18 protein-coding genes are annotated in these 19,506 nt (G+C 69.7%); 15 read left to right on the top strand and 3 right to left on the bottom strand.

The window, feature by feature from the left end:
* Window positions 1-1,778 (bottom strand): AMP-binding protein (locus tag FPZ12_RS42065; protein ID WP_144762502.1); only part of this gene is annotated, 1,778 nt, incomplete at its 3' end.
* Window positions 1,779-2,040: 262 nt separating this feature from the next.
* Here FPZ12_RS42065 and FPZ12_RS42060 point away from each other — a divergent pair.
* Both FPZ12_RS42060 and FPZ12_RS42055 read left to right on the top strand, forming a co-directional pair.
* Window positions 2,041-2,895 carry a PaaX family transcriptional regulator gene (locus FPZ12_RS42060; RefSeq protein ID WP_144762500.1) on the top strand — a complete coding sequence of 285 codons (855 nt, stop codon included), beginning with the start codon at window positions 2,041-2,043 and terminating at the stop codon, window positions 2,893-2,895.
* A 30-nt stretch (window positions 2,896-2,925) separates the two neighbouring features.
* Window positions 2,926-3,738 (top strand): PaaI family thioesterase, encoded by an 813-nt coding sequence (locus tag FPZ12_RS42055; protein WP_144762498.1) that lies wholly within the window; start codon window positions 2,926-2,928, stop codon window positions 3,736-3,738.
* A gap of 3 nt (window positions 3,739-3,741) precedes the next feature.
* Here the strand turns inward: FPZ12_RS42055 and FPZ12_RS42050 are convergent, their stop codons facing one another.
* Window positions 3,742-4,785, bottom strand: coding sequence for an NAD(P)H-dependent flavin oxidoreductase (locus tag FPZ12_RS42050; protein ID WP_150980743.1), 1,044 nt, complete (start codon window positions 4,783-4,785; stop codon window positions 3,742-3,744).
* Window positions 4,786-4,883: 98 nt separating this feature from the next.
* Here FPZ12_RS42050 and FPZ12_RS42045 point away from each other — a divergent pair, with 98 nt between their 5' ends.
* The 12 genes from FPZ12_RS42045 (at window position 4,884) to FPZ12_RS41990 (ending at window position 17,511) form a co-directional block, all read left to right on the top strand.
* Window positions 4,884-6,050 carry a 2-hydroxyacyl-CoA dehydratase subunit D gene (locus FPZ12_RS42045; RefSeq protein WP_144758710.1) on the top strand — a complete coding sequence of 389 codons (1,167 nt, stop codon included), beginning with the start codon at window positions 4,884-4,886 and terminating at the stop codon, window positions 6,048-6,050.
* A gap of 29 nt (window positions 6,051-6,079) precedes the next feature.
* Window positions 6,080-7,450 carry a 2-hydroxyacyl-CoA dehydratase subunit D gene (locus FPZ12_RS42040; protein WP_144758707.1) on the top strand — a complete coding sequence of 457 codons (1,371 nt, stop codon included), beginning with the start codon at window positions 6,080-6,082 and terminating at the stop codon, window positions 7,448-7,450.
* Complete coding sequence (locus FPZ12_RS42035; protein ID WP_144758704.1) at window positions 7,447-8,367, top strand: acyl-CoA dehydratase activase; 921 nt, start codon at window positions 7,447-7,449, stop codon at window positions 8,365-8,367. Before FPZ12_RS42040 ends, FPZ12_RS42035 begins: the two co-directional genes overlap by 4 nt.
* Before the next feature lie 348 nt (window positions 8,368-8,715).
* Window positions 8,716-10,056, top strand: coding sequence for an MFS transporter (locus FPZ12_RS42030; RefSeq protein WP_144758699.1), 1,341 nt, complete (start codon window positions 8,716-8,718; stop codon window positions 10,054-10,056).
* Between the two features lie 10 nt (window positions 10,057-10,066).
* Entirely contained in the window at window positions 10,067-11,224 is a 1,158-nt protein-coding gene (locus tag FPZ12_RS42025; RefSeq protein ID WP_144758696.1) for an amidohydrolase family protein, read from the top strand.
* Window positions 11,221-12,438: an alpha-hydroxy acid oxidase gene (locus tag FPZ12_RS42020; protein WP_144758693.1), complete on the top strand. Its 1,218-nt coding sequence runs from the start codon at window positions 11,221-11,223 to the stop codon at window positions 12,436-12,438. The genes FPZ12_RS42025 and FPZ12_RS42020 overlap by 4 nt, the downstream gene beginning before the upstream one ends.
* Window positions 12,435-12,932 carry a Rieske (2Fe-2S) protein gene (locus FPZ12_RS42015; protein WP_243770308.1) on the top strand — a complete coding sequence of 166 codons (498 nt, stop codon included), beginning with the start codon at window positions 12,435-12,437 and terminating at the stop codon, window positions 12,930-12,932. The genes FPZ12_RS42020 and FPZ12_RS42015 overlap by 4 nt, the downstream gene beginning before the upstream one ends.
* Window positions 12,929-14,032 carry an amidohydrolase family protein gene (locus FPZ12_RS42010; RefSeq protein ID WP_144758690.1) on the top strand — a complete coding sequence of 368 codons (1,104 nt, stop codon included), beginning with the start codon at window positions 12,929-12,931 and terminating at the stop codon, window positions 14,030-14,032. Before FPZ12_RS42015 ends, FPZ12_RS42010 begins: the two co-directional genes overlap by 4 nt.
* Window positions 14,029-14,817 carry an HpcH/HpaI aldolase family protein gene (locus tag FPZ12_RS42005; protein ID WP_144758687.1) on the top strand — a complete coding sequence of 263 codons (789 nt, stop codon included), beginning with the start codon at window positions 14,029-14,031 and terminating at the stop codon, window positions 14,815-14,817. The genes FPZ12_RS42010 and FPZ12_RS42005 overlap by 4 nt, the downstream gene beginning before the upstream one ends.
* Window positions 14,814-15,842: a phosphotriesterase family protein gene (locus tag FPZ12_RS42000; protein ID WP_144758684.1), complete on the top strand. Its 1,029-nt coding sequence runs from the start codon at window positions 14,814-14,816 to the stop codon at window positions 15,840-15,842. The genes FPZ12_RS42005 and FPZ12_RS42000 overlap by 4 nt, the downstream gene beginning before the upstream one ends.
* Window positions 15,839-16,777 (top strand): PDR/VanB family oxidoreductase, encoded by a 939-nt coding sequence (locus FPZ12_RS41995; RefSeq protein ID WP_243770307.1) that lies wholly within the window; start codon window positions 15,839-15,841, stop codon window positions 16,775-16,777. The genes FPZ12_RS42000 and FPZ12_RS41995 overlap by 4 nt, the downstream gene beginning before the upstream one ends.
* 17 nt (window positions 16,778-16,794) lie before the next feature.
* On the top strand, window positions 16,795-17,511 hold the full coding sequence (locus tag FPZ12_RS41990; protein ID WP_144758681.1) for a GntR family transcriptional regulator: 717 nt from the start codon (window positions 16,795-16,797) through the stop codon (window positions 17,509-17,511).
* A 72-nt stretch (window positions 17,512-17,583) separates the two neighbouring features.
* On the opposite strand, the gene FPZ12_RS41985 is transcribed toward FPZ12_RS41990, so the two are convergent.
* On the bottom strand, window positions 17,584-18,834 hold the full coding sequence (locus tag FPZ12_RS41985; RefSeq protein WP_208026200.1) for an FAD-dependent oxidoreductase: 1,251 nt from the start codon (window positions 18,832-18,834) through the stop codon (window positions 17,584-17,586).
* Between FPZ12_RS41985 and FPZ12_RS41980 the strand changes: the two genes are divergently transcribed.
* On the top strand, window positions 18,794-19,489 hold the full coding sequence (locus FPZ12_RS41980; protein WP_208026199.1) for a TetR/AcrR family transcriptional regulator: 696 nt from the start codon (window positions 18,794-18,796) through the stop codon (window positions 19,487-19,489). The genes FPZ12_RS41985 and FPZ12_RS41980 overlap by 41 nt on opposite strands.
* The last annotated feature ends 17 nt before the right edge of the window (window positions 19,490-19,506 follow it).

Raw genomic sequence — 19,506 nt, 5'->3', positions numbered from 1 at the left:
ACCGCGGTGGCGAGGCCGACCCCCGACGTGCCACCCGCGATCAGCACCCCGCTGCCGGAGAAGTCGAATCCCTCGTCGGCGCGGGGAATGGAGCTGGTCATGGTGCGCGTCCCTCCTGGTCGGTTCCGTGTAGAGGCCGGTTCGGTGCTCGACGCGCGGACGGCGTCGAAGCGGAGCGTTCCTTCCTCGAAACGCTTGTGCAGCACGAACTTCTGGATCTTCCCGCTCGGCGTGGCCGGCATTTCGTCCACGAAAGCCCAGTAGACCGGCGTCTTGTGCGGCGCGAGCTGCGAGCGCAGGTACGTGGTCAGCTCCTCCAGCGATGGCCGTCCGGCGCCGGCCCGCAGGGTGACGACCGCGCCGATCTGCTCGCCCCACTTGGCATCGGGCACCCCGATCACCGCGGCGTACTCGATGGCCGGGTGGTCGCCGAGCGCGGCCTCGATCTCGGCCGGGTAGATGTTGAGCCCGCCGCGGATGATCATGTCCTTCGACCGGCCGCGGATCCGGATGAACCCGCGCTCGTCCATCGAGCCGAGATCGCCCATGTGCAGCCAGCCTTCGGCGTCGATCGTGGCCGCGGTCTCGGCCTCCATCCGGAAGTAGCCGAGCATGTTCTGGTAGCCACGGCAGCAGATCTCGCCCGTCTCTCCCGGCGCGACCGGTTCGCCGGTGACCTGGTCGGCGATCTTCACCTCCAGCCGCGGCAGCGGCTGCCCGACCGTCTCCGCCTGGTCCTCTGGCGAGTCGGTCACCCTGGTCTGGCTGATCACGCCGTGAGTCTCCGTCTGTCCGAAAAGGATGGTGAACTGGCAGCCCAGCAGCCGCTGTGTCTTGTGCACCAGCGAGGCGGGCACCGACGCGGCTCCACTGAGGACGGTCTGCATGCTGGTCAGGTCCCGCCGCGCGCGGTCGGGGTGGTCGAGCACCGCGATCAGCATGGTCGGCACGACCAGGGTGTGCGTGCCTCGGTACGTCTCGACCGCCTCCAGCAGCAGGCCGGGGTCGAACCCGGGCAGGATCACGAACGTGCCCCGCTTGGCCCAGGCCCCGAACGACGTGACCGCGCCGCCGCCGATGTGGTACATCGGCATCGCGTTGACGTAGACCCCGCCGTCGCCCATCCCGGCGCGCTCGGCGACGTGCCTCGCCTCGTTCACCAGTCCTTTGTGGTGCAGCATCGCGCCTTTGGGGAAGCCGGTCGTCCCGGAGGTGTACTGGATCTGGATCACGTCCTCCGGCGCGACCGCGGGCAGTTCCCGGCCAGGGTCCCCGCCGGCGAGGAACTCGTCCCAGTCCTCGAACGTCACGATCTTCCGGAGCTCCGGCGTTTCCGGGCGGATGTCGTCGAGCATGCCGCGCATGGCGAACCCGCGGTGCTCGGCCGGGCAGAACAGCCCCGCCGCCCCGGACTGCCGCAGCACGAAGCTCACCTCGCGGGCGCGGTAGGCCGGATTCAGCGCCACCAGCACCATCCCGGCCAGTGCGACGCCGTGCTGCAGGACGATCCACCGGGCGCTGTTCGGCGCCCACACCGCGATGCGCTCACCCGGCGCGAACGTGGCCAGCAAAGCCCGCGCGACGCGCTCGGCGTCCGCCAGGAGTTCCGCGTAGGTCCAGGTTTCGCGCGCCCCGGCGTCCGGCACGCAGTCGACGAGCGCCAGGCGTTCCGGCACCGTCGCGGCGGCGTGCCGGAGCGTCTCGCAGACGGTCGTGTCGTGGACGTCTCCCGGCTCCGCGGGCCAGTACGAAGTCTCCAGGACCCGGGCGTCGGCCATCTCGGTACTCCCTTGTATCGACGTGTGACTCGGGTCACCGAAGTGTACAGATTCGGTCCGACCTTGAAAATAGTTGGACCAAAATTACTATGACATGCGCGTGAATTGTGTTCCGTTGAGTGTAGATCGAATGCCGCGATCTATGGGGAAACACAATGGTCAGTGGCGGTGGGCGGTGTGGTGTTTGTCTACGTTGCCGCGCTCTGGGTCCTCGGGCCCGTAAAGTACGCATAGACCAGGCACCGACCAGCAGGAGGCGCGCATGCCGACCCCCGGTGCGCTCGAAAGCTCGCCCCGCGAGTCCGCCGACGCCACCCTGACCCACGGCAGCGCGCGCTCGCTGCTGATCACGATGCTCGGTGAGCTGGTGTGGCGGACCGGGGAACCGGTGTGGACCTCGACGCTGGTGCACATCTTCGCCGGGCTGGGCATCGAGGAGCAGACGGCCCGGCAGGCGATCGCCCGCGCGTCGGCCTCGGGCTGGATCACGCCGGAACGCCACGGCCGCGAGGTGCGCTGGTCGCTCACGGACAAGCTCACCCACATCTTCGAGACCGGCTCCCGCCGCGTGTACTCGCTCAGCGACCCGTACACGAGCTGGGACGGCACCTGGCTCGCCCTCTGGGTGATCATCCCGCAGACGCTGCGCCGCGCGCGCCGCCCGCTCTACGCCGGCCTGACCTGGGCGGGTTTCGGGAATCCGGCGCCGGGCCTGTGGCTGACGCCGCACGTCGAGCGCTCCGGCGAGGTCGGCAGCCTGCTCGAACAGCTCGAACTGAAGGAGCACACCTTCGCGTTCACCGGCGCGCTCGACGCGGTGGGCCTGCCGCGCGACCAGATCGTGGAACGCGGCTGGGACCTGGCCGCGCTGCGAGCCCGGTACGAAGAGGTGTGGCAGGCGATGGACGCGCTGCACCCGAAGACCGAGGACGAAACGCTGTTCACGCACATCCGGCTGATCAGCGAATGGCAGGAGTTCCCGCGGGTGGATCCGCAGCTGCCCGAGGCGATCCTGCCGGACTGGGTCGGCAGGCGCGTCGCCCGGCGGATCGAGGCGCTGCGGGCGGAGTGGACGCCCATCGTGCGGCGCCGCTTCGCCGAACTCAACACGGCCTGAGCGCCGGGCGATTTTCTTCGAGGAGCGTGAATGGACACGGTGACCACGTGTCACAACCGGCATGACTTCCGGCCCGGCGGCCCCGAGATCATGTTCGGGGTCGACGAGCTGACCACCGGCGAAACCGGCTGCCGCGGATACATGACGAGCGGTCCCTGGTCGGCAGGGCCCGCGAACGCCGCGGCCGTCGGCGTGCTCGCGGACAACGTGCTCGGGTACGCGCTCATCGCCTCGGCCCCGCTCGGCTGGTGGTCGGTGAGCACGGAGATCTCGCTCGATTTCTTCGTCCCGCTCCCGTCCGACGGGACGCGGATAGCCGCCGAGGGGCACGTGGTGCACGCCTCGCCGGGCACCGGGCTCGCCGAGGGCTCGCTTTTTTCCTCGGACGGCGAGCTGGTCGCCCGATGCCGCCAGTGGGGCCGGTTCGTCGAAGGAAGCCCTGCCCGTGACGGCGGCACGGGCGGGTTCAGCGGCCCGTGCCGGTCCGTCGCCGAAGTCGCCGAGGCCGTGCTGCGTGACGCGCCCGCCTCAGACGGCCGTGCCTGGTTCTCACTGCCCGTCGAGGACGATCTCGTCAATCCACTTCGGACACTCCACGGCGGGGTCACGTTGTGGCTGGCGGAACTCCTGGCGAGCCGGGCGGTCGGCTCCGTCGCGAACGACCTCGTCCCGGCCTCGCTGGCCGTCAGCTACCTCCGGCCTCTTTTGCACGGCGACGTCGCCACCTTCCGCGCCGAGGTCACCAGCCGGGGCCGGAGGCTGGCGGTGACCCAGGTGACGGGGCTCAACGGGGACGGAAAGCCCTGTATCGTCGCCTCGGCGCACCACCACGGCCCCGGCTGAGCGCTACGAAGCGTCCACTGTGGACGGCAGGTTCGCCGCCAGTGAGTGCAGGATGCCGGCCGCCTCGGCCGCCATCCGGGGCACGAACTCCGCGACGTCGACCAGGTCCTTGATCGCCGAGGCCACCTGACCGGTCAGCACCAGGCTGTTCTCGGTGTCACCCTCGGTCTGCGCCCGCTGCATCGACTCGATCTTCCGCCGGGTCAGCTCGACCGGATCCGCGTCGTCGTGCCGCGTTTCCTCGAGGAGTTGCCGTGACGCCGCGTTGCGCAGTCCGCGGCAGGGGCCGTACACGCCGTCGAACGCCACGTCGTCGCCCTCCTGCGCGTCCAGCAGTGCCTGGATGTACGCGGGATGCCAGTCCGAGTTGGCGGTGCTGGTGATGAACCGCGTGCCCATGGCCACCCCCTCGGCGCCGAGCGACAGCGCGGCCGCCAGCCCCCGCCCATCCCTGGCCCCGCCGGTGAGCAGCACCGGCACATCGACCGCCTCGGTCACGCTCGGCACGAGCACGAAACTGTGCACTGCCTTGCTCGGCGCGTGCCCGCCCATCTCGAAACCCGCGGCGATGACGACGTCGACCCCGGCTTCGGCGGCCTTCACCGCCTGGCGGGTGGAGCCGACCTTGTGCTGGTGGACCATTCCGGCGTCCTTGACGCGGGCGATGTAGTCGCCGGGGAACCCCGCGGACGTGGTCAGCACGCGCAACCGGCGCGCGAGCTCCGGATCGGCCGCGCGCGCTTCCAGTGCCGTCCGGATATAGATGTCAGTGAAGGGGAGCACGTCTCCGTTGCTGTCGACTCCCACCGGGATGTTCACGGCGAACGGGCGCTCGGTCATCCCGGCGCACTCCTCGATGTGCTCGCGGAACGTCCGGGCGCCTGCCGCGATGTCCTCCGGCATCCCGGGCATCGAAACCGTGCCGAGCCCGCCCGCATTGGAGACGGCGGCGGCGAGTTTCGGGGTGCGGAACGGGCCGAGGCCCTCCTGGACGATCGGGTGCTCGATACCGGTGAGCTGGGTATAGCGGTTGACGATCGGTGGCATGCCGGGCTCCGTTCGACGGTGAACACTTTACGTACATTGTGATCGGATCACGTGAGGCGTAGAGTATCGAACAGACCCGACGAGAGGAACCCGCAGCGATGTCCCAGGCGTCTTCGGCAGCCATGGCCAGACTGGCCGAGGTGGCCCGCGATCCACGCGCCTACCTCGGGCGGTGGCGCGCCGCGCACCCCGCCCGTCCCGTGCTGGCGATCCTGCCCATGAACTTCCCGCGCGAACTGGCGCACGCGCTCGGCGCGCTGCCGGTGATCGTCCAGGACGACCAGGAGCCGGTCACCGAAGGCCGCGCGCTGCTGGCCGAGTTCTACTGCGGGTACACCCGCAACCTCGCCGACCAGGCGGCCACCGGCCGGTTTTCGGTCTACGACGCGGTGTTCACCGCCGACCATTGCATCCAGCTGATCGGCTCGGCCGACATCGTGCGCGCGCTGGAACCGGACAAGACGGTGTTCCTGGGCATGCTCAACTCGTCCATGAACGACTCGTGGGCGGCCGACCGGGTCTCGGAGATGATGCGGCGGATCCGCGCGGAGCTGGAATCCTTCACCGGCAAGGAGATCGACGCGGACGTGCTCCGCGAAAGCATCGCCGCGTACAACCGGGACCGCCGGCTGATCCGGCGCCTGCTCGACGAGCGCAGCGCCGGTGAGGCCGCCTTCGGACCGGTGGAACTGCAGGACATCATCGCGTCGAGCATGGTGATGGACCCGGACGAGCACTACGCCTTGCTGACCGAGGCGCTGGGCGAGCCACGTCCGTCCAAACGGGACGACCGGGTGCGAGTGCACCTGTCGGGCCACCTGTGCCACGCGCCGCGGCGGGAACTGCTCGAAGTGATCGAGGACAGCGGCGCGCTGGTGGTCGACGACGACCTCTTCCACGGCCGCCGCTACGTCTCCACCGATGTGCCGGAGTCAGGGGACCCGATGGCGGCGCTGGGGGAGTGGTACGCGCGGCGCAACGTCACGATCCCTTGTCCCACCAGGGTTCAGCAGGACGTGGACTGGGACGGCTACCTCGTGGACTCCGTGCGCGGCAGCGGGGCGGAAGCGGTGATCCACCTGATGCCGAAGTTCTGCGAACCGCACATGCTCTACTACCCCGAACTGCGCAAGCGCCTGGACGTGGAGAACATCCCGCAGCTGCGGATCGAGACCGAACACGAGGGCATCCCGCTCGAGTCCTTCCGCACGCGGATCGAGGCGCTGGTGGAACGCACCCGCCGGCGCCGTCCCGCGCACGTCTGACACCCGAGCCGACAGGAGAAGGTGCGAAAATGCTGGAAACCCAGGAAAAGCCCGCCGAGGACAAGACCAACCGGCTCGGTATCACCCGCGCCGGCGGGCAGCTGATCTCCGACTACTGGGAGGATCTGTTCACCGCGCGGGAACAGGGCAAGCAGATCGTCTGGTACAACGGCGGCGCGCTCAACCCCATGTTCCAGGCCGCCGGGCTCGCCTGGTGCCACGGCGAGGCGTTCGCCGCGCGGCTGGCCGCGCAGCGGCTGGAAGGCCCAGCGCAGCTGGCCGGGGCCGAGTACGGCTACAACGCCGAGCTGTGCTCGTATTCGCGGACTCACCTGGGCTGTTCCGTGCTTACCGTGCAGGGCACCGAAGGCGACCAGACGGGTGTCGTCGGGGTGCACGATCAAGAGGTGCTGGCCGCGAAGCTTCCTGCGCCCGACTTCTTCGTCAACAACTACGCGGGCTGCAGCACCGGCCAGCAGTGGGACGGCATCTCGTACCGCGTCTTCGGCAAGAAACTCCCCATCTTCAACATTTCCCACCCGTTCCTCTGGGGGAACAAGCCGGACTCCGGCTACCTCAAGGGTGAGGAATGGGAGGACGCGTCGAAGTTCGTGGCCGAGCAGCTGCGGAATCTCATCGATTTCCTCGAACAGCAGACCGGCCGTCCCTTCGACTACGACGCGCTGTCGGAAAGCATGACCTACATCAAGCGCGCCGCCGAGCTTCGGCGTGAGGGGCTCGACCTGTGCAAGGCGAAGCCCACGCCCGCCACGTTCTGGGACTGGATCGCGAGCGTCGCCCCGATCAACTTCCTGCCCGGAAACCAGGATCTGGTCGACTACTTCGCGGCGGTCCGCGACGAGATCCAGGGCCGGATCGACACCGGGATCTCCGCGGTCAAGGACGAGAAGTACCGGCTGTACTTCGACGGCATCATGAACTGGAACAAACTCGGCTTCCTGTCTCGCAAATTCGCCGAGTACGGGGTGGCGGTGCTGGCCGGGCGCTACATCCAGAACGCGTTCTGGCAGGAGCCGCAGCTGATCGACACCAGCGACCCGATCATGGGCATGGCCCAGCACTATCTGCTGTGCCCCACCAACCACGGCGCGAAAACGCTGGAGTACCTGACGTTGCGGGACTGCGAGGAGTACGGCCTCGACGGGCTGGTGTTCCACTCCACCCGCACCTGCCGGGCGTTCACCGGGCCGCAGCGGCTGCTGGCCAAGTCCGCGCAGGACAAGCTGGGCCTCCCGTCGATCTTCTTCGAGGGCGACGTGGCGGACGCGGCGTTCTACAAGGACGGCATCCTGGAGAGCCGGCTGGTGGCCATGCTGGAAGCGATCGACGTGCGCAGGCAGCGTGGCGCCCTGCCCACCGGGTTCGCGCCGATCTCATGACCGCGTACTACCTCGGCGTCGATCTCGGCTCCACCACCGCGAAGGCCGTCGTCGTGGACGAAGCCGGTGCCATCGCGGGCACCAGTGTCATCCAGATGGGCGCGGTGAGCCGGAAAGGCATGCACGCGGCCATCGACGACGCGCTGGCGGACGCCGACATCGCCGAAGGGGACATCCGCGGCACCGTGTCGACCGGGTACGGGCGCAAGCTCGTGCCCGGCGCGCAGCGGACTTTCACGGAGATCACGTGTCACGCGCGCGGCACGGCCGAGATGTGCCCCGGGGTCAAGCTGATCATCGACATCGGCGGCCAGGACAGCAAGGCGATCACCGTCGACGCCGAGGGGCTCGTGGACGACTTCGCGATGAACGACCGGTGCGCGAGCGGTACCGGCCGGTTCTACGAAGTGCTGGCGCGGGCGCTGGAATGCGAGATCGGCACGCTGGGCGAGTTGGCGTTGCGGGGCAAGCAGGATCTCGAGGTCAGCAGCATGTGCGCGACCTTCGCCGAGACGGAGATCGTGTCCATGCTGGCGGAAGGACTGCCGGCGCCGGACATCGCGGCGTCCGTGCACCGCGCGATCGCGGGCCGGACCCTGGCGCTGGTGGCGCAGGTCGGGCGGCACGCGCCGGTCGTGTTGACCGGTGGCGTCGCCCGGAACCCGGCGGCCGTGCGGTTCCTGGAGCGGGCGCTCGATCTCGAGGTGCGGGTGCCGGACCATCCCCAGATCACCGGTGCCTACGGGGCCGCGCTGCTGGCGAGGGAATCGTCCGGCCCGGTGCCGGCCGGACAGGACGCCGACACCGAGATCCGGCTGTTTCCCCATAGCGGGGAAGGACATTCGTGCGCCGGATGCGACGGCTCCGCGGGCGGCGCCGTCCACCTCGGCGCGAAGATCGGCCTCCGCCGGGGCTGACCAGCCGGATCCTGCCGCCATCGTTCCTGGCTTCGGTGGGGCTGGGGTTGGCGGGTCCCGCGTTCGCGAGCCGCGCGTGCGCGACCTAAGCAGGCCGGGGACAGCGGCGCTCGGGAACCCCTCGATCCCGGCCTCAGCGAACCGTCACCCAAGCGCCCCTCCTGGCCTCAGCGAAGCGCCGCCGCACCACCCGTCTCGAGCGAACTTGGACCGCAGCTGCGTCCCATCCCGTGCCACCCGGGCCGGAAGAACGCTCTGGACAGGACGAATCCAAACTCGTATATTCTCCTCATCAAGAATATACGATCGGCGGTCCTGCTGGTCGTGTCCCCACCACGGAGGTCAACGGTGACCGACTCGCAGATGGCTGCCCGCAGCGCCGATGGCGCTTCGCCGGGCGAGTCCTCCCCACGATCCAGCCGCCGGATGCGGAACCGGGTGCTCGTCTCGAGCTTCATCGGGTCCGTCATCGAGTGGTACGACTTCTATCTCTTCGGCATCGCCTCGGCGGCGGTGTTCAACAAGCTCTTCTTCCCGGGATTCAGCTCCACGGCGGGCACTCTCGCCTCCTTCGCGACGCTCGCGGCGGGCTTCATCGCCCGGCCGGTGGGCGGCATCATCTGGGGCCATTTCGGGGACCGCGCCGGCCGCAAGCGCATGCTCGTGCTGTCGATCCTCCTGATGGGACTCTCGACGGTGGTCGTGGGCCTGCTGCCCGGCTACGCCACGATCGGCATCGCCGCGCCGGTCATCCTCGTGGTGCTGCGCCTGGTCCAGGGCGTCTCCGCCGGTGGCGAGTGGGGCGGCGCCGTGCTGATGTCCATGGAGCACGCGCCGAAACGCCGCGGGCTGTCGAGCTCGGTCGCGCAAATGGGGCTGTACGGCGGAATCCTGCTCGCGAACGGCGTGTTCGCGCTGACCTCGGCGCTCACCGGGGACTCGTTCCTGGCCTGGGGCTGGCGCATCCCGTTCCTCATCTCCGCGGCGCTGGTCGTGATCGGCCTGTGGATCCGGCTCGGGGTCGAGGAAAGCCCGGTGTTCAAGGAAGCCCGTGAGAAGGCGGCCCGTGCGACGGCCGGAACCCCGAAGCTCCCGGTGATCGAAGTGCTGCGGCGTCCGAAAAACCTGCTGCTGTCGGTCTTTCTCGTGCTCGGCGCGTTCGCGGCGAGCGCCGTGTACGGCACGTGGATCGTCAGCTACGGCATCACGGCCGGTTTCCCGCGCGCCGACATTCTCAACGCGGTGCTCGTCTCCGCCGCCATCGGCCTGGTGTTCCAGCCGGTGTTCGCGTACCTCTCCGATCTCTGGGGGCGTCGCGTCGTCGTCGGGGCCGGGGCGGTGCTGCAGGCGATCAGCATCCCGGTGATGTTCGCGCTCATGGCAGGCGGCGGCGTGGGGGAGATGTACCTGGGCATCTCGCTCGCCGCGTTCACCCACGCCATCGTCTACAGCCCGCTCGGCGCCTGGCTCGGCGAGCTGTTCCCGACGACCCAGCGCTACACCGGCGCGTCGCTCGGCTACCAGATCGCCGGCACCATCGGCGGCGGCTTCACGCCGCTGATCTGCGCGTCGCTGCTCGCCTCCGGGGGCGGCGGCACCGCCGGGATCTCCCTGTTCATGGGCGCGACCTGTCTGCTCACGGTGATCGCGGTCTTCTTCGCCCGCGAGACCAGCCGCACCGCACTGTAAGGAGGAAAACATGACCCTCACTGACACCCGCCCGGCGGGAACCCCGGTGCAGGAGAAGCTCGGCATCATCGACACCGACTTCCACCCGATGCCACTGCCGGCCGATCCTCAGGTCGCCGAGCACCTGCCCCAGCGGTGGCGGGACTACATCGCGCGCTACGGGCTCGGCAGTTTCGGCGGCGGCGTTTCCCCTTCGCAGCGGGAGTTCACGCACCGGCTGGACGCGGTCGACGAGCACGGGCGGGTCGGGGTGGACCCGCACCTGGCCGTGGAGCAGGTGGTGAACAAGTACGACATGTCCGCGGTGGTGCTGACCTGCCCGCAGACCTACATCATCACCCACGGCGGCGCGAACATGCCGTACGAGTGCGCCTTCGCGATCTACCGCGCCTACAACGACGCGCTGGCCTGCACCTGGGCGGGCGCGGACGACCGGTTCAAGGCCAGCATCACCCTGCCCCGCGACCTGGCTGGCGCCGCGGACGAAATCGTGCGCTGCAAGGAAGGCCCGGCCGGGGACACCTACGTCCAGGTGCTGATGTCCCCGGCAGGCCAAGACCCGCTGGGCAAACAGCGTTACTGGCCGATCTTCGAGGCCTGCGAGCACTACGGCATCCCGCTGGGCTTCCACGTGCCGGGCATGGGCCGCCAGCCCACCGGCGCCGGGCGGCAGAACTTCTACGCCGAGATGCACGCGGCGTTCGCGGTGCTGCCGATCTCGATGGTGTCCAGCCTGGTCTTCGAGGGCGTGTTCGAGCGGTTCCCGAAGCTCAAGATCGCACTGCTGGAACTGGGCTGGGACTGGGCCGTGCCGTACGCGTGGCGCCTGGACGCCACTTTCGGGAAGCTGCGCGACGAACTGCCGCACCTGTCCCGCAAGCCGTCGGAGTACCTGCGCGAGCATTTCTGGTTCTCCACGCAGCCCATCGAGGAGCCCGAGAATCCACAGTGGACTCCGGCCGTGTACGAGATGTTCGAGGAGAGCGGGTTCGCCGACCGGCTGATGTTCTCCTCGGACTACCCGCACTGGGACTTCGATTCGCCGTACGAGTCGGTGCCACAGTCGTTCCCGCTGGAGCGGCGGCGCCGGATACTCGGCGCGAACGCGAGCGCGCTGTACAACATCCCGTTACGCACTGGCCACGGCATTCCGGCGGTCGGGGCATGACCTTCGTCGAAGACGCGCGCCGCAGGCGGGCGGCCCGGCTGCTCGACGCCGCGGACGCCCAGCGCGCCGCCGCCCGTGCGCTTCCCCGCGGCATCCGGGAGTACGTCGACGGCGGCGCCGAGGGTGAAGTCACGTTGCGGCGCAACGCAAAGGCCTTCGAGGAGGTGGCGTTCGCGCCGCGCATGGCCACCTGGATCGACGAGCCGGACCTGTCGACGAAGGTGCTCGGCTCGCCGATCGACCTGCCCGTGCTGACCGCCCCGTGCGGCGGGATGCGCCTGGTGCACCCGGACGGCGACCTCGGGCTGGCAACCGGGGCGGCGCGAGCGGGCACGATCCATGTCGCTTCGTCGGCCGCCGGGTACACGCTGGAGGACATCGCCAAGGTCGAGGGGCCGCAGTGGTTCCAGCTCTACCGCTTCTCCGCACAGTCCACAATGGAGAACCTCGTCGGCAGGGCGCAGGCGGCGGGCTACTCGGCGCTCGTGGCCACTGTGGACACCGCGGTGTCGGGGTTCCGGCCGCGCGACTACAAGAACGGCTTCAGCTACTCGATGCGGGTCAACGCCCGTAACGCGGTCAAGCTCGCGCCGCAGCTGCTGCCGAAGCCGGCCTGGCTGACCAGGTACCTGCTCGACGGGCTGCCGTTCGAGATCCCGAACACCGCGCAGGTCACCGTCGACGGCAGGCCGATGGTGCTCACGGAGATGACCAAGGGCGGCGCGGGCTCGCACTCGCCGACCTGGACCGACCTCGGCTGGCTGCGCGCGAACTGGCAGGGCCCGTTGGTGGTCAAGGGAATCCTCACGCCCGAGGACGCGCTGAGGGCGGTCGATGCCGGGGCGGACGCGGTGATCGTGTCCAATCACGGAGGCCGTCAGCTCGACGGCTCGCCCGCCACGCTCACCGCGCTGCCGCGCATCGTCGACGCCGTCGGCGACCGGGCGGAAGTGTTGTGCGACAGCGGGATCCGTCGCGGCAGTGACGTGCTGAAAGCGCTTTCGCTGGGCGCCAGGGCAGTGCTGGTCGGCAGGCTTCCGGCCTGGGGCCTCGCCGCCGCCGGCACCGCGGGCGTCGAGCGGGTGCTGGAAATCCTGCGCACCGAGATGGTCCGCACGATGCGGCTGATGGGCTGCCGCGCCGTCACCGATCTGGACCCGGCCTGGCTGGACGCCGCCACCGTACCCGGCCCGAAACCAAAGGAGGCCTCGTGACGAGCTCATCCACCCGGCCGATCCGCACGACTCGGTTCGTGGTCGGCCGCGTCGAGGAGATCCCGCCGGGACAGCGCCGGATCGTGGAGGCGAACGGCCGCGAGATCGGCGTGTTCAACATCGGCGGCAGGTTCTACGCGATGCTCAACCGCTGCCCGCACCTCGGCGCGCCGCTGTGCGAAGGCGGGGTGGTCAACCAGATCGACTCCCCGGTTCCGGGCGACGTCACCCTCGATGCCGGCCAGACGTTCGTGACCTGCCCTTACCACAACTGGGAGTTCGACGTCGAGAACGGCCGGTCCTACTGGAACCCGCGCCTGCGGGCCCGGCCGTTCGCCGTCGCGCTCGAAGGCGCCGACGAGGTGAAAGCCGCGCTCGAATCCGGTGAGCTCGGCCGGATTCCCGGCCCCTACACCGCCGAAACCGTCGACGTGACGGTCGAGTCCGACTACATCGTGCTGTCCCTGCGGCCGGCCCGAGGAGGAAAGTCATGAGCGCCCCCCTGCTCCGAGAGTCCACAAGGGACGAACTGTGGACCGGGCCCGTCGTCGACTGCGACGTGCACGCCACCCCGCCGTCGCTGGAAGCGCTTTTCCCTTACACGGATCCCGTTTGGGTGCAGGGCGCGCAGGAGCGCGGCTGGAAGGGCCCCAACGGCCAGGCGCTGGCCTACCCGCCGAACGCGCCCACCACGGCGCGCGACGAGTGGCGCCCCGAAGGCCGTCCGCCCGCGTCCAAAGTAGAGGATCTCCGGCAGCACGTCCTCGACCCGTGGCGCACGGAGGCCGCGCTCGTCAACACGGCCTACGGCGTGGATTCCCTGCGTCATCCCGATTGGGCGCCCGCGCTCGCGCGGGCGGTCAACGACTGGCTGATCGCCGAATGGCTCGACCGTGACCCGCGGCTCGTCGGCTCCATGGTGATCCCGGCGCGTGACCCCGCCGCCGCGGCCGCCGAGATCGAACGCGTCGGCGCGCACCCGAGGATCGTGCAGGTCACGATGCCGGTGCGGTCGGAAAGGCTGTACGGGCAACGGGTTTTCTGGCCGATCTACGAGGCCATGACCCGCCACGACCTCGTGCTGGGGCTGAGCTGGGGCGGTACCTCGGAGGACGCGCCTTCGCCCACCGGGTACGCCTCCTGGTACGCCGAGGAGTACGCGGCGGAGATCCAGGTCTACGGCGCGCAGCTGACGAGCCTGATCTACGAGGGCATCTTCCAGAAGTTCCCCGGCATGCGCGTGACGATGTTGGAAAGCGGGTTCGCGTGGGTGCCGACGTGGAGCTGGAGCATCAACAAGAAGTGGAAGGGCCTGCGCCGCGAGATCCCGTGGGTCGACCGGCTCCCGACCGACATCCTCCGCGATCACTTCCGGTTTTCGATCGCCCCGGCCGATCTCGGGCCCGCCCCGCACGCGCGGCGGATCATCGAATGGCTGGGGTCGGAGGACATCCTGCTGTTCGCCACCGACTACCCGCATCTGCACACCGACGACCTGGCCGCCGTGCTCGACGTGATGCCCGAGTCCATGCGCCCCAAGGTGATGCACGAGTCGGCACGGCAGTGGTACCGCCTCGACAAGGCCCTGGCATGAGCTATTCCGCCACCACCGGGGCCCACCCCAACCGGCTCCGCGCGTTGCTGGAGTCGGGCGGCACGGCCGTCGGTTTGGCTTGTCACACAGGCGATCCGCACGTCGCGGAGACCCTGGCGATGGCCGGGTTCGACTATCTGTACCTTGACCAGCAACACAGCGTCGGCGGGTTGGCGAGTCCCGTGGAAATGCTGCGCGCCACCGCGAGGACCGGCACGACGGCGCTGGTCCGGGTCGCCGCCAACGATCTCGTGCTGATCGGCCGGGCGCTCGATGCCGGTGCCGAGGGGGTCATCGTGCCGAACGTCGAGTCCGCCGCGGAAGCCGCCCGCGCCGCGGCGGCCGCGCATTACCCGCCCGAAGGCAGGCGCAGCTGGGGGCCGACGCGGTCGGCGTTCGGCCTCGGTTCGGACCCTGGATGCGTCAACGGCCAGGTGCTGTGCCTCGTCATGATCGAGACCGCGGAAGGCGTTGCCAGGGCCAAAGAAATCACCGCGGTGCCCGGGGTACACGGCGTGTATGTCGGGCCGGGTGATCTCGCGGTGAGCCTGGGCCTGGACCCCGTGACCGGGCCGAAGGACGAGCGGCACCGCCAAGCCGTCGCGGAAATCCGTGAAGCCTGCGCCACAGCGGGGATCGCGGCGGGCATCACCGGCGACCCGGTCACCGAGGCGGGCCGGGGCTTCCGGATGGTCACCGCGGGCTCGGACGTCTCGTTCCTCAAAGCGGGCCTCGCCGCCGCCCGCGTTCGCCGCGAAGCACTCACGAACGAAGGAGAACTATGAGCAGCGTCAACACCTTGCGTGGCCCCATCGACAGCTCGCGCATCGGCACTGCCCTGATGCACGAGCACATCATGGCCCGCAACCCGGAGCTCGAGCAGAACATCGTGCACCCGGAGTACGACGAGGCCGCGATCTTCGAGCGGGCGCGGAAAAGCCTGACCTCGCTGCACGTGGACAAGGGCATCGACACCTTCGTCGACCTCACCGTGCTCGGCCTCGGCCGCGACGTCCCGACGGTGCGGCGGCTCACCGAGGGCGTGCCGCTCAACATCGTCGTGGCGACCGGGTACTACACGGCGAAGGACCTGCCGACGTACTTCCACACGCACGCCCCGGACGGGCTCGTCGGCAAAACCCTCGGCGGCCCCGACGTGCTGGAGAAGATGTTCCTCGACGACCTGACGAACGGCATCCCGCGTACGGACGGCGTCAAGGCGGGCATCATCAAGATCGTCACCGACGAGCACGGCATCACCGGAGATCTCGATCGCGTCTACCGTGCCGCCGCCCGCGCGCAGGCCGAGACCGGCGTGCCGATCTCCACCCACACCAACGTCCACTTCGCCAACGGCCGCGACCAGCAGAAGTGGTTCAAGGCCAACGGGGTCGACCTGGAGCGCACCGTCATCGGGCACAGCGGGGACTCCACGGACCTGGACTACCTCAAGGAGCTGATGGACAACGGTTCCTTCCTCGGCATGGACCGGTTCGGCATGGAGTTCGTGCTCGACGACGAGTCCCGTGTGGACACTCTGGAGAAGCTGCTCGCGCAGGGTTACGCGGAGAAGATCACGCTGTCGCACGACGCCGGGTTCTTCTCCATCAACACCCCGCCGTCGTGGCGCGCGAAGCACACGCCGAACTGGCATCACCACCGCATCTCCGACTACGTGCTGCCGGAGCTGCGCAAACGCGGGGTCACCGAGGACCAGATCACGCAGATGATGGTCGTCAACCCGGTGCAGGTGCTGACCGGGGACGCCGATGCGGCGAAGGCCGCCGCCGTGCAGGCAGGCATCTCGTGACGGACCCCGAAATCACCGCGGTCGTCGCCGCGATCGAGCCCGAGGCGGACGGGATCGTCTCGCTGCGCCTGGAGCCCGCGGCGGGGGAGAAGATGCCCGCCTGGGAACCAGGCGCGCACGTCGACCTCATCCTCGGCGCGGACCTGGAGCGGCAGTACTCGCTGTGCGGAGATCCGGGCGAGTTGTCGCATTGGCGACTCGGTGTCCTGCGTGAACCGGAAAGCCGTGGTGGGTCGTCCTACGTGCACGAGACTCTCGCCGTCGGAGACCGAGTGGCGTGCCGCGGGCCCCGCAACAACTTCGCCCTGGTCGAGGCGGACAAGTACCTGTTCATCGCGGGCGGCATCGGGATCACGCCGATCCTGCCGATGATCGCCGCATGCGAGGACGCGGGGAAGCCGTGGCGGCTGTACTACGGCGGGCGCCGGGAGTCGTCCATGGCGTTCCGCGGCGAGCTGGCCCGGTACGGCGGCAGGGTCGCCTTCCTGCCGCAGGACACGCACGGACTCCTCGACCTGGCCACGATTCTGGGCACGCCGGGCCCGGGCACCGCGGTCTACTGCTGCGGTCCCGGGGCGCTGCTCGACGCCGTCGAGGAACGGTGCCCGGCCGGGGTCCTGCACCTGGAGCGCTTCCGGCCGAAGGAGGGCGCGCTCGCCGGGGTGAACGTGGCGTTCGAGGTTGAGCTTGAGGCGTCGGGCATCACCCTGACCGTGGGCGCGGACCAGACCCTGGCCGAGGCGATCGAGGCGGCGGGGGTCGACCTGCCGACCTCGTGCCGGGAAGGAACCTGCGGGACCTGCGAGACCTACGTCCTGGAGGGGGAGCCGGAGCACCGGGACTCCTACCTCGGCGCGGAGGAGCAGGCCTCCGGGGAGGTGATCATGCCGTGTTGCTCGCGCTCCCGGTCACCCCGTCTGGTCCTCGATCTGTGACGGCTAGAATCCATGACGTGGCGAAGGAGGGGAAAGAGCAGCTCCGGAGCAACGTCGCGAGCGCGATCCGGGACCAGATCATGGCGCGGACGGTGCATCCGGGGGACACGCTCCGCCTGGGGCAGCTGGCGGAGCAGCTCGGGGTGAGCGTGACTCCCGTCCGCGAAGCGCTGCTGCTCCTCACGCAGGACGGCTGGGTGCGCCACGAGCCGAACCGGGGCTTCCGCGTCGCGGCGATCCGGCGCAAGGACGTCGAGGACACGTACCTGATGTGGTCGACGGCCGAGGGCGAGATCGCCGCGCGCGCGGCGACGAGGGCGACCTCGCGGGACGTCGACTACCTGCGGGAGATCGACCGGCGCATCCGCGAAGCCGACCCCGAGGACGGGCGGCTGGCCACGGAGCTGAACGCGAAGCTGCACCACTACGTCTCGGTGATCGCGGACGCGCCGAAGCTGGACTGGTTCGCCCGGGCCGCCAGCAGGCTGGTGCCGTTGCAGTTCCCCGAGAACTTCCACGTGGTGCCCGGCTGGTCCGAGGTGAACCGCACGCAGCACGGGCCGCTGATCGACGCCCTCGCCGCCGGGGACGTCGAGGCGGCCCGGTCGGGGACAGCCGCGCACTTCCACGGCACCGGCGAACTCCTCATGCGGTGGCTCGATTCCCTGTCGTTCTGGGAGGAACCGGACGACGACCTGGTGGCGCCCCGCAGCCCGGGGCGGCTCGCGGGCTGACGCACGGGAGTCCTGCGGTGGGGCCACGCTCGTGGGCGCCGTCCTTCGGGCGCGTCGGGACACTGTGGACAGTCAGCCGAAGAAGGACTTCAGTCGTTCGGCCGCGTCGGGCGCGAGGCCCATCTGCTCCATCTGCGCCGCGCCTTCCGCGATTTCCTCGGCGCGGTCGAGCATTTCGGCTTCGTAGGTGGTGATTGCGGCGGCGAGGTCTCCGCGGTTGTCCGCGAGGGCGTGGGCCAGCATGACGCCGTCGAGCATCGCCTGGTTGGCGCCGTCGCCCACGGGCGGCATGAGGTGGGCGGCGTCGCCGACGAGGGTGACATCGGGCCGGGGCTGCCACCGCGTGCCGACCGGCAGGGCTTCGATCGTGCGTCCCACGAGCGTGCCGGGGTCGCAGGCGTCGATCAAAGCGGTCAATTCCGGTGCCCAGCCGGAGAAAAGCGCGTGCAGGCGCGCCACGACTTCCGGCCATTCCATGGTGTCGAACCGCTGGCGGTCGATCCAGTGCTCGTCGGCCCGGATCGTCACGGAGACGCGGATGCTGCCGTCGCCGGACCGCTGCGCGCCGAGGTTCAGGTTGTCGCCGAGGGCCATCAGGCTGCCCGGGCCGACGAAATCCGCCACGCGTGGCCGGCGCCGGTCGGCGTCGGCGATGAACATCGAGAGATAGCCGGAGAGGTGGACCGGCTGGGCGTCGGTGAGGAGTGCGCGGATGCGGGAGCGTCCGCCGTCGGCGCCGACGAGGAGGTCGCAGTCGCTGTGGGTGCCGTCGGCGAAGTGCAAGCGGTGGCCGCCGGTGGGCAGTTGTTCGGTGCCAGTCAGGTGGTGGCCCCAGCGCAGGGCGCTGTCGGGGACCCGCGACAGCAGTAGTTTCCGCAGGGCGCCGCGGTCGATTTCCGGCCGGGTGCCGCTGCCCGGCTCGGGGGCGTGCTTGCCCACGATGGTGCCGCTGGGGTCGAGAATGCGCAGGGATTCGCCCTCGGGCCGGGCTTCGGTCGCGAACGCGTCGGCCAGTCCGAGTTCGTCCAGGGCGCGTTGTCCCGATTCGGGGTGCAGGTCGAGCGAGCCTCCCTGGGCGCGGGCGCCCGGATCGGTGTCCCGCTCGTAGACGGTGGCCGGGATTCCGTGCCGGTCCAGCATTCCCGCCAGTACCAGGCCGCCGATGCCGCCGCCGGCGATGGCGATCCGTGGGCTCGTGTTCGTGGGTCCTCCTCGTAGTTCCGTACAGTGTACAGAAACTACCGTACACCGTACAGAACGAGGACGTCGTACGGTAGGGGCCGTGGAACTGATCTGGGAGCGCCCCGAACCGCGGGGCCGCACGGTCGTCCCCGTGGACCGGGGCCGGATCGTCAAGGCCGCGATCGCCCTGGCCGACGAGGAGGGGCTGTCCGGGCTGTCGATGCGCAAGGCCGCCGCCGCGCTCGGGGTCAGTGCGATGCGGTTGTACGGCTATGTCGCCACCAAGGACGAACTGCTCGACCTCATGGCCGACGCCGTGTACGGGGAGATCGCGGCCGAGCTCGGCGACCACCCGGAGCGGGAGGAGGCGCTTCTCGTGATCGCCGTGGCGACCCGGGAATCCGCCCTGCGGCACGAATGGTTCGTCGAGCTGATCGGCGGCAGGCCGCATCTGGGGCCGAACGCCCTCACGGTGATGGAAGCGACCGCCACCGCGCTGGATCGTGCGCTGGGGCCGGGCGGGGGTGACCGCATCATGGCCGCGCTCGGGGTTTACAACGCCTACCTCGTGGGCGCCGTCCGCAACGAGGTGACCGAGCGGCGCCTCAACCGGGAGAGCGGCACCGAGGAGACGGCGTGGCAGGCGTCAGTCGGGGCCTACCTCGGGCGGCAGCTGGAGACCGGCCGCTACCCGACCACGGCGCGAATCCTCGGCGGGGAACCGGAAGGCGACCCCGCGAAGACGTTCGCCGAGGAAGTCGCGATCATCATCCGCGGCGTGACCCGCACCGGGTGACCAGGGCCGGTTTCTGC

Source organism: Amycolatopsis acidicola (assembly GCF_007713735.2).
Taxonomy (GTDB): Bacteria; Actinomycetota; Actinomycetes; order Mycobacteriales; family Pseudonocardiaceae; genus Amycolatopsis_E; species Amycolatopsis_E acidicola.
This window is presented reverse-complemented; position numbering and strand designations above follow the sequence as displayed.

Coding starts and splice junctions, on each gene's coding strand:
- FPZ12_RS42040 (WP_144758707.1), top strand. CDS start 6,080: ATGCTGGAAACCCAGGAAAAGCCCGCCGAGGACAAGACCAACCGGCTC.
- FPZ12_RS42035 (WP_144758704.1), top strand. CDS start 7,447: ATGACCGCGTACTACCTCGGCGTCGATCTCGGCTCCACCACCGCGAAG.
- FPZ12_RS42010 (WP_144758690.1), top strand. CDS start 12,929: ATGAGCGCCCCCCTGCTCCGAGAGTCCACAAGGGACGAACTGTGGACC.
- FPZ12_RS42055 (WP_144762498.1), top strand. CDS start 2,926: ATGGACACGGTGACCACGTGTCACAACCGGCATGACTTCCGGCCCGGC.
- FPZ12_RS42045 (WP_144758710.1), top strand. CDS start 4,884: ATGTCCCAGGCGTCTTCGGCAGCCATGGCCAGACTGGCCGAGGTGGCC.
- FPZ12_RS42000 (WP_144758684.1), top strand. CDS start 14,814: ATGAGCAGCGTCAACACCTTGCGTGGCCCCATCGACAGCTCGCGCATC.
- FPZ12_RS42025 (WP_144758696.1), top strand. CDS start 10,067: ATGACCCTCACTGACACCCGCCCGGCGGGAACCCCGGTGCAGGAGAAG.
- FPZ12_RS42050 (WP_150980743.1), bottom strand. CDS start 4,785: ATGCCACCGATCGTCAACCGCTATACCCAGCTCACCGGTATCGAGCAC.
- FPZ12_RS42060 (WP_144762500.1), top strand. CDS start 2,041: ATGCCGACCCCCGGTGCGCTCGAAAGCTCGCCCCGCGAGTCCGCCGAC.
- FPZ12_RS42005 (WP_144758687.1), top strand. CDS start 14,029: ATGAGCTATTCCGCCACCACCGGGGCCCACCCCAACCGGCTCCGCGCG.
- FPZ12_RS42020 (WP_144758693.1), top strand. CDS start 11,221: ATGACCTTCGTCGAAGACGCGCGCCGCAGGCGGGCGGCCCGGCTGCTC.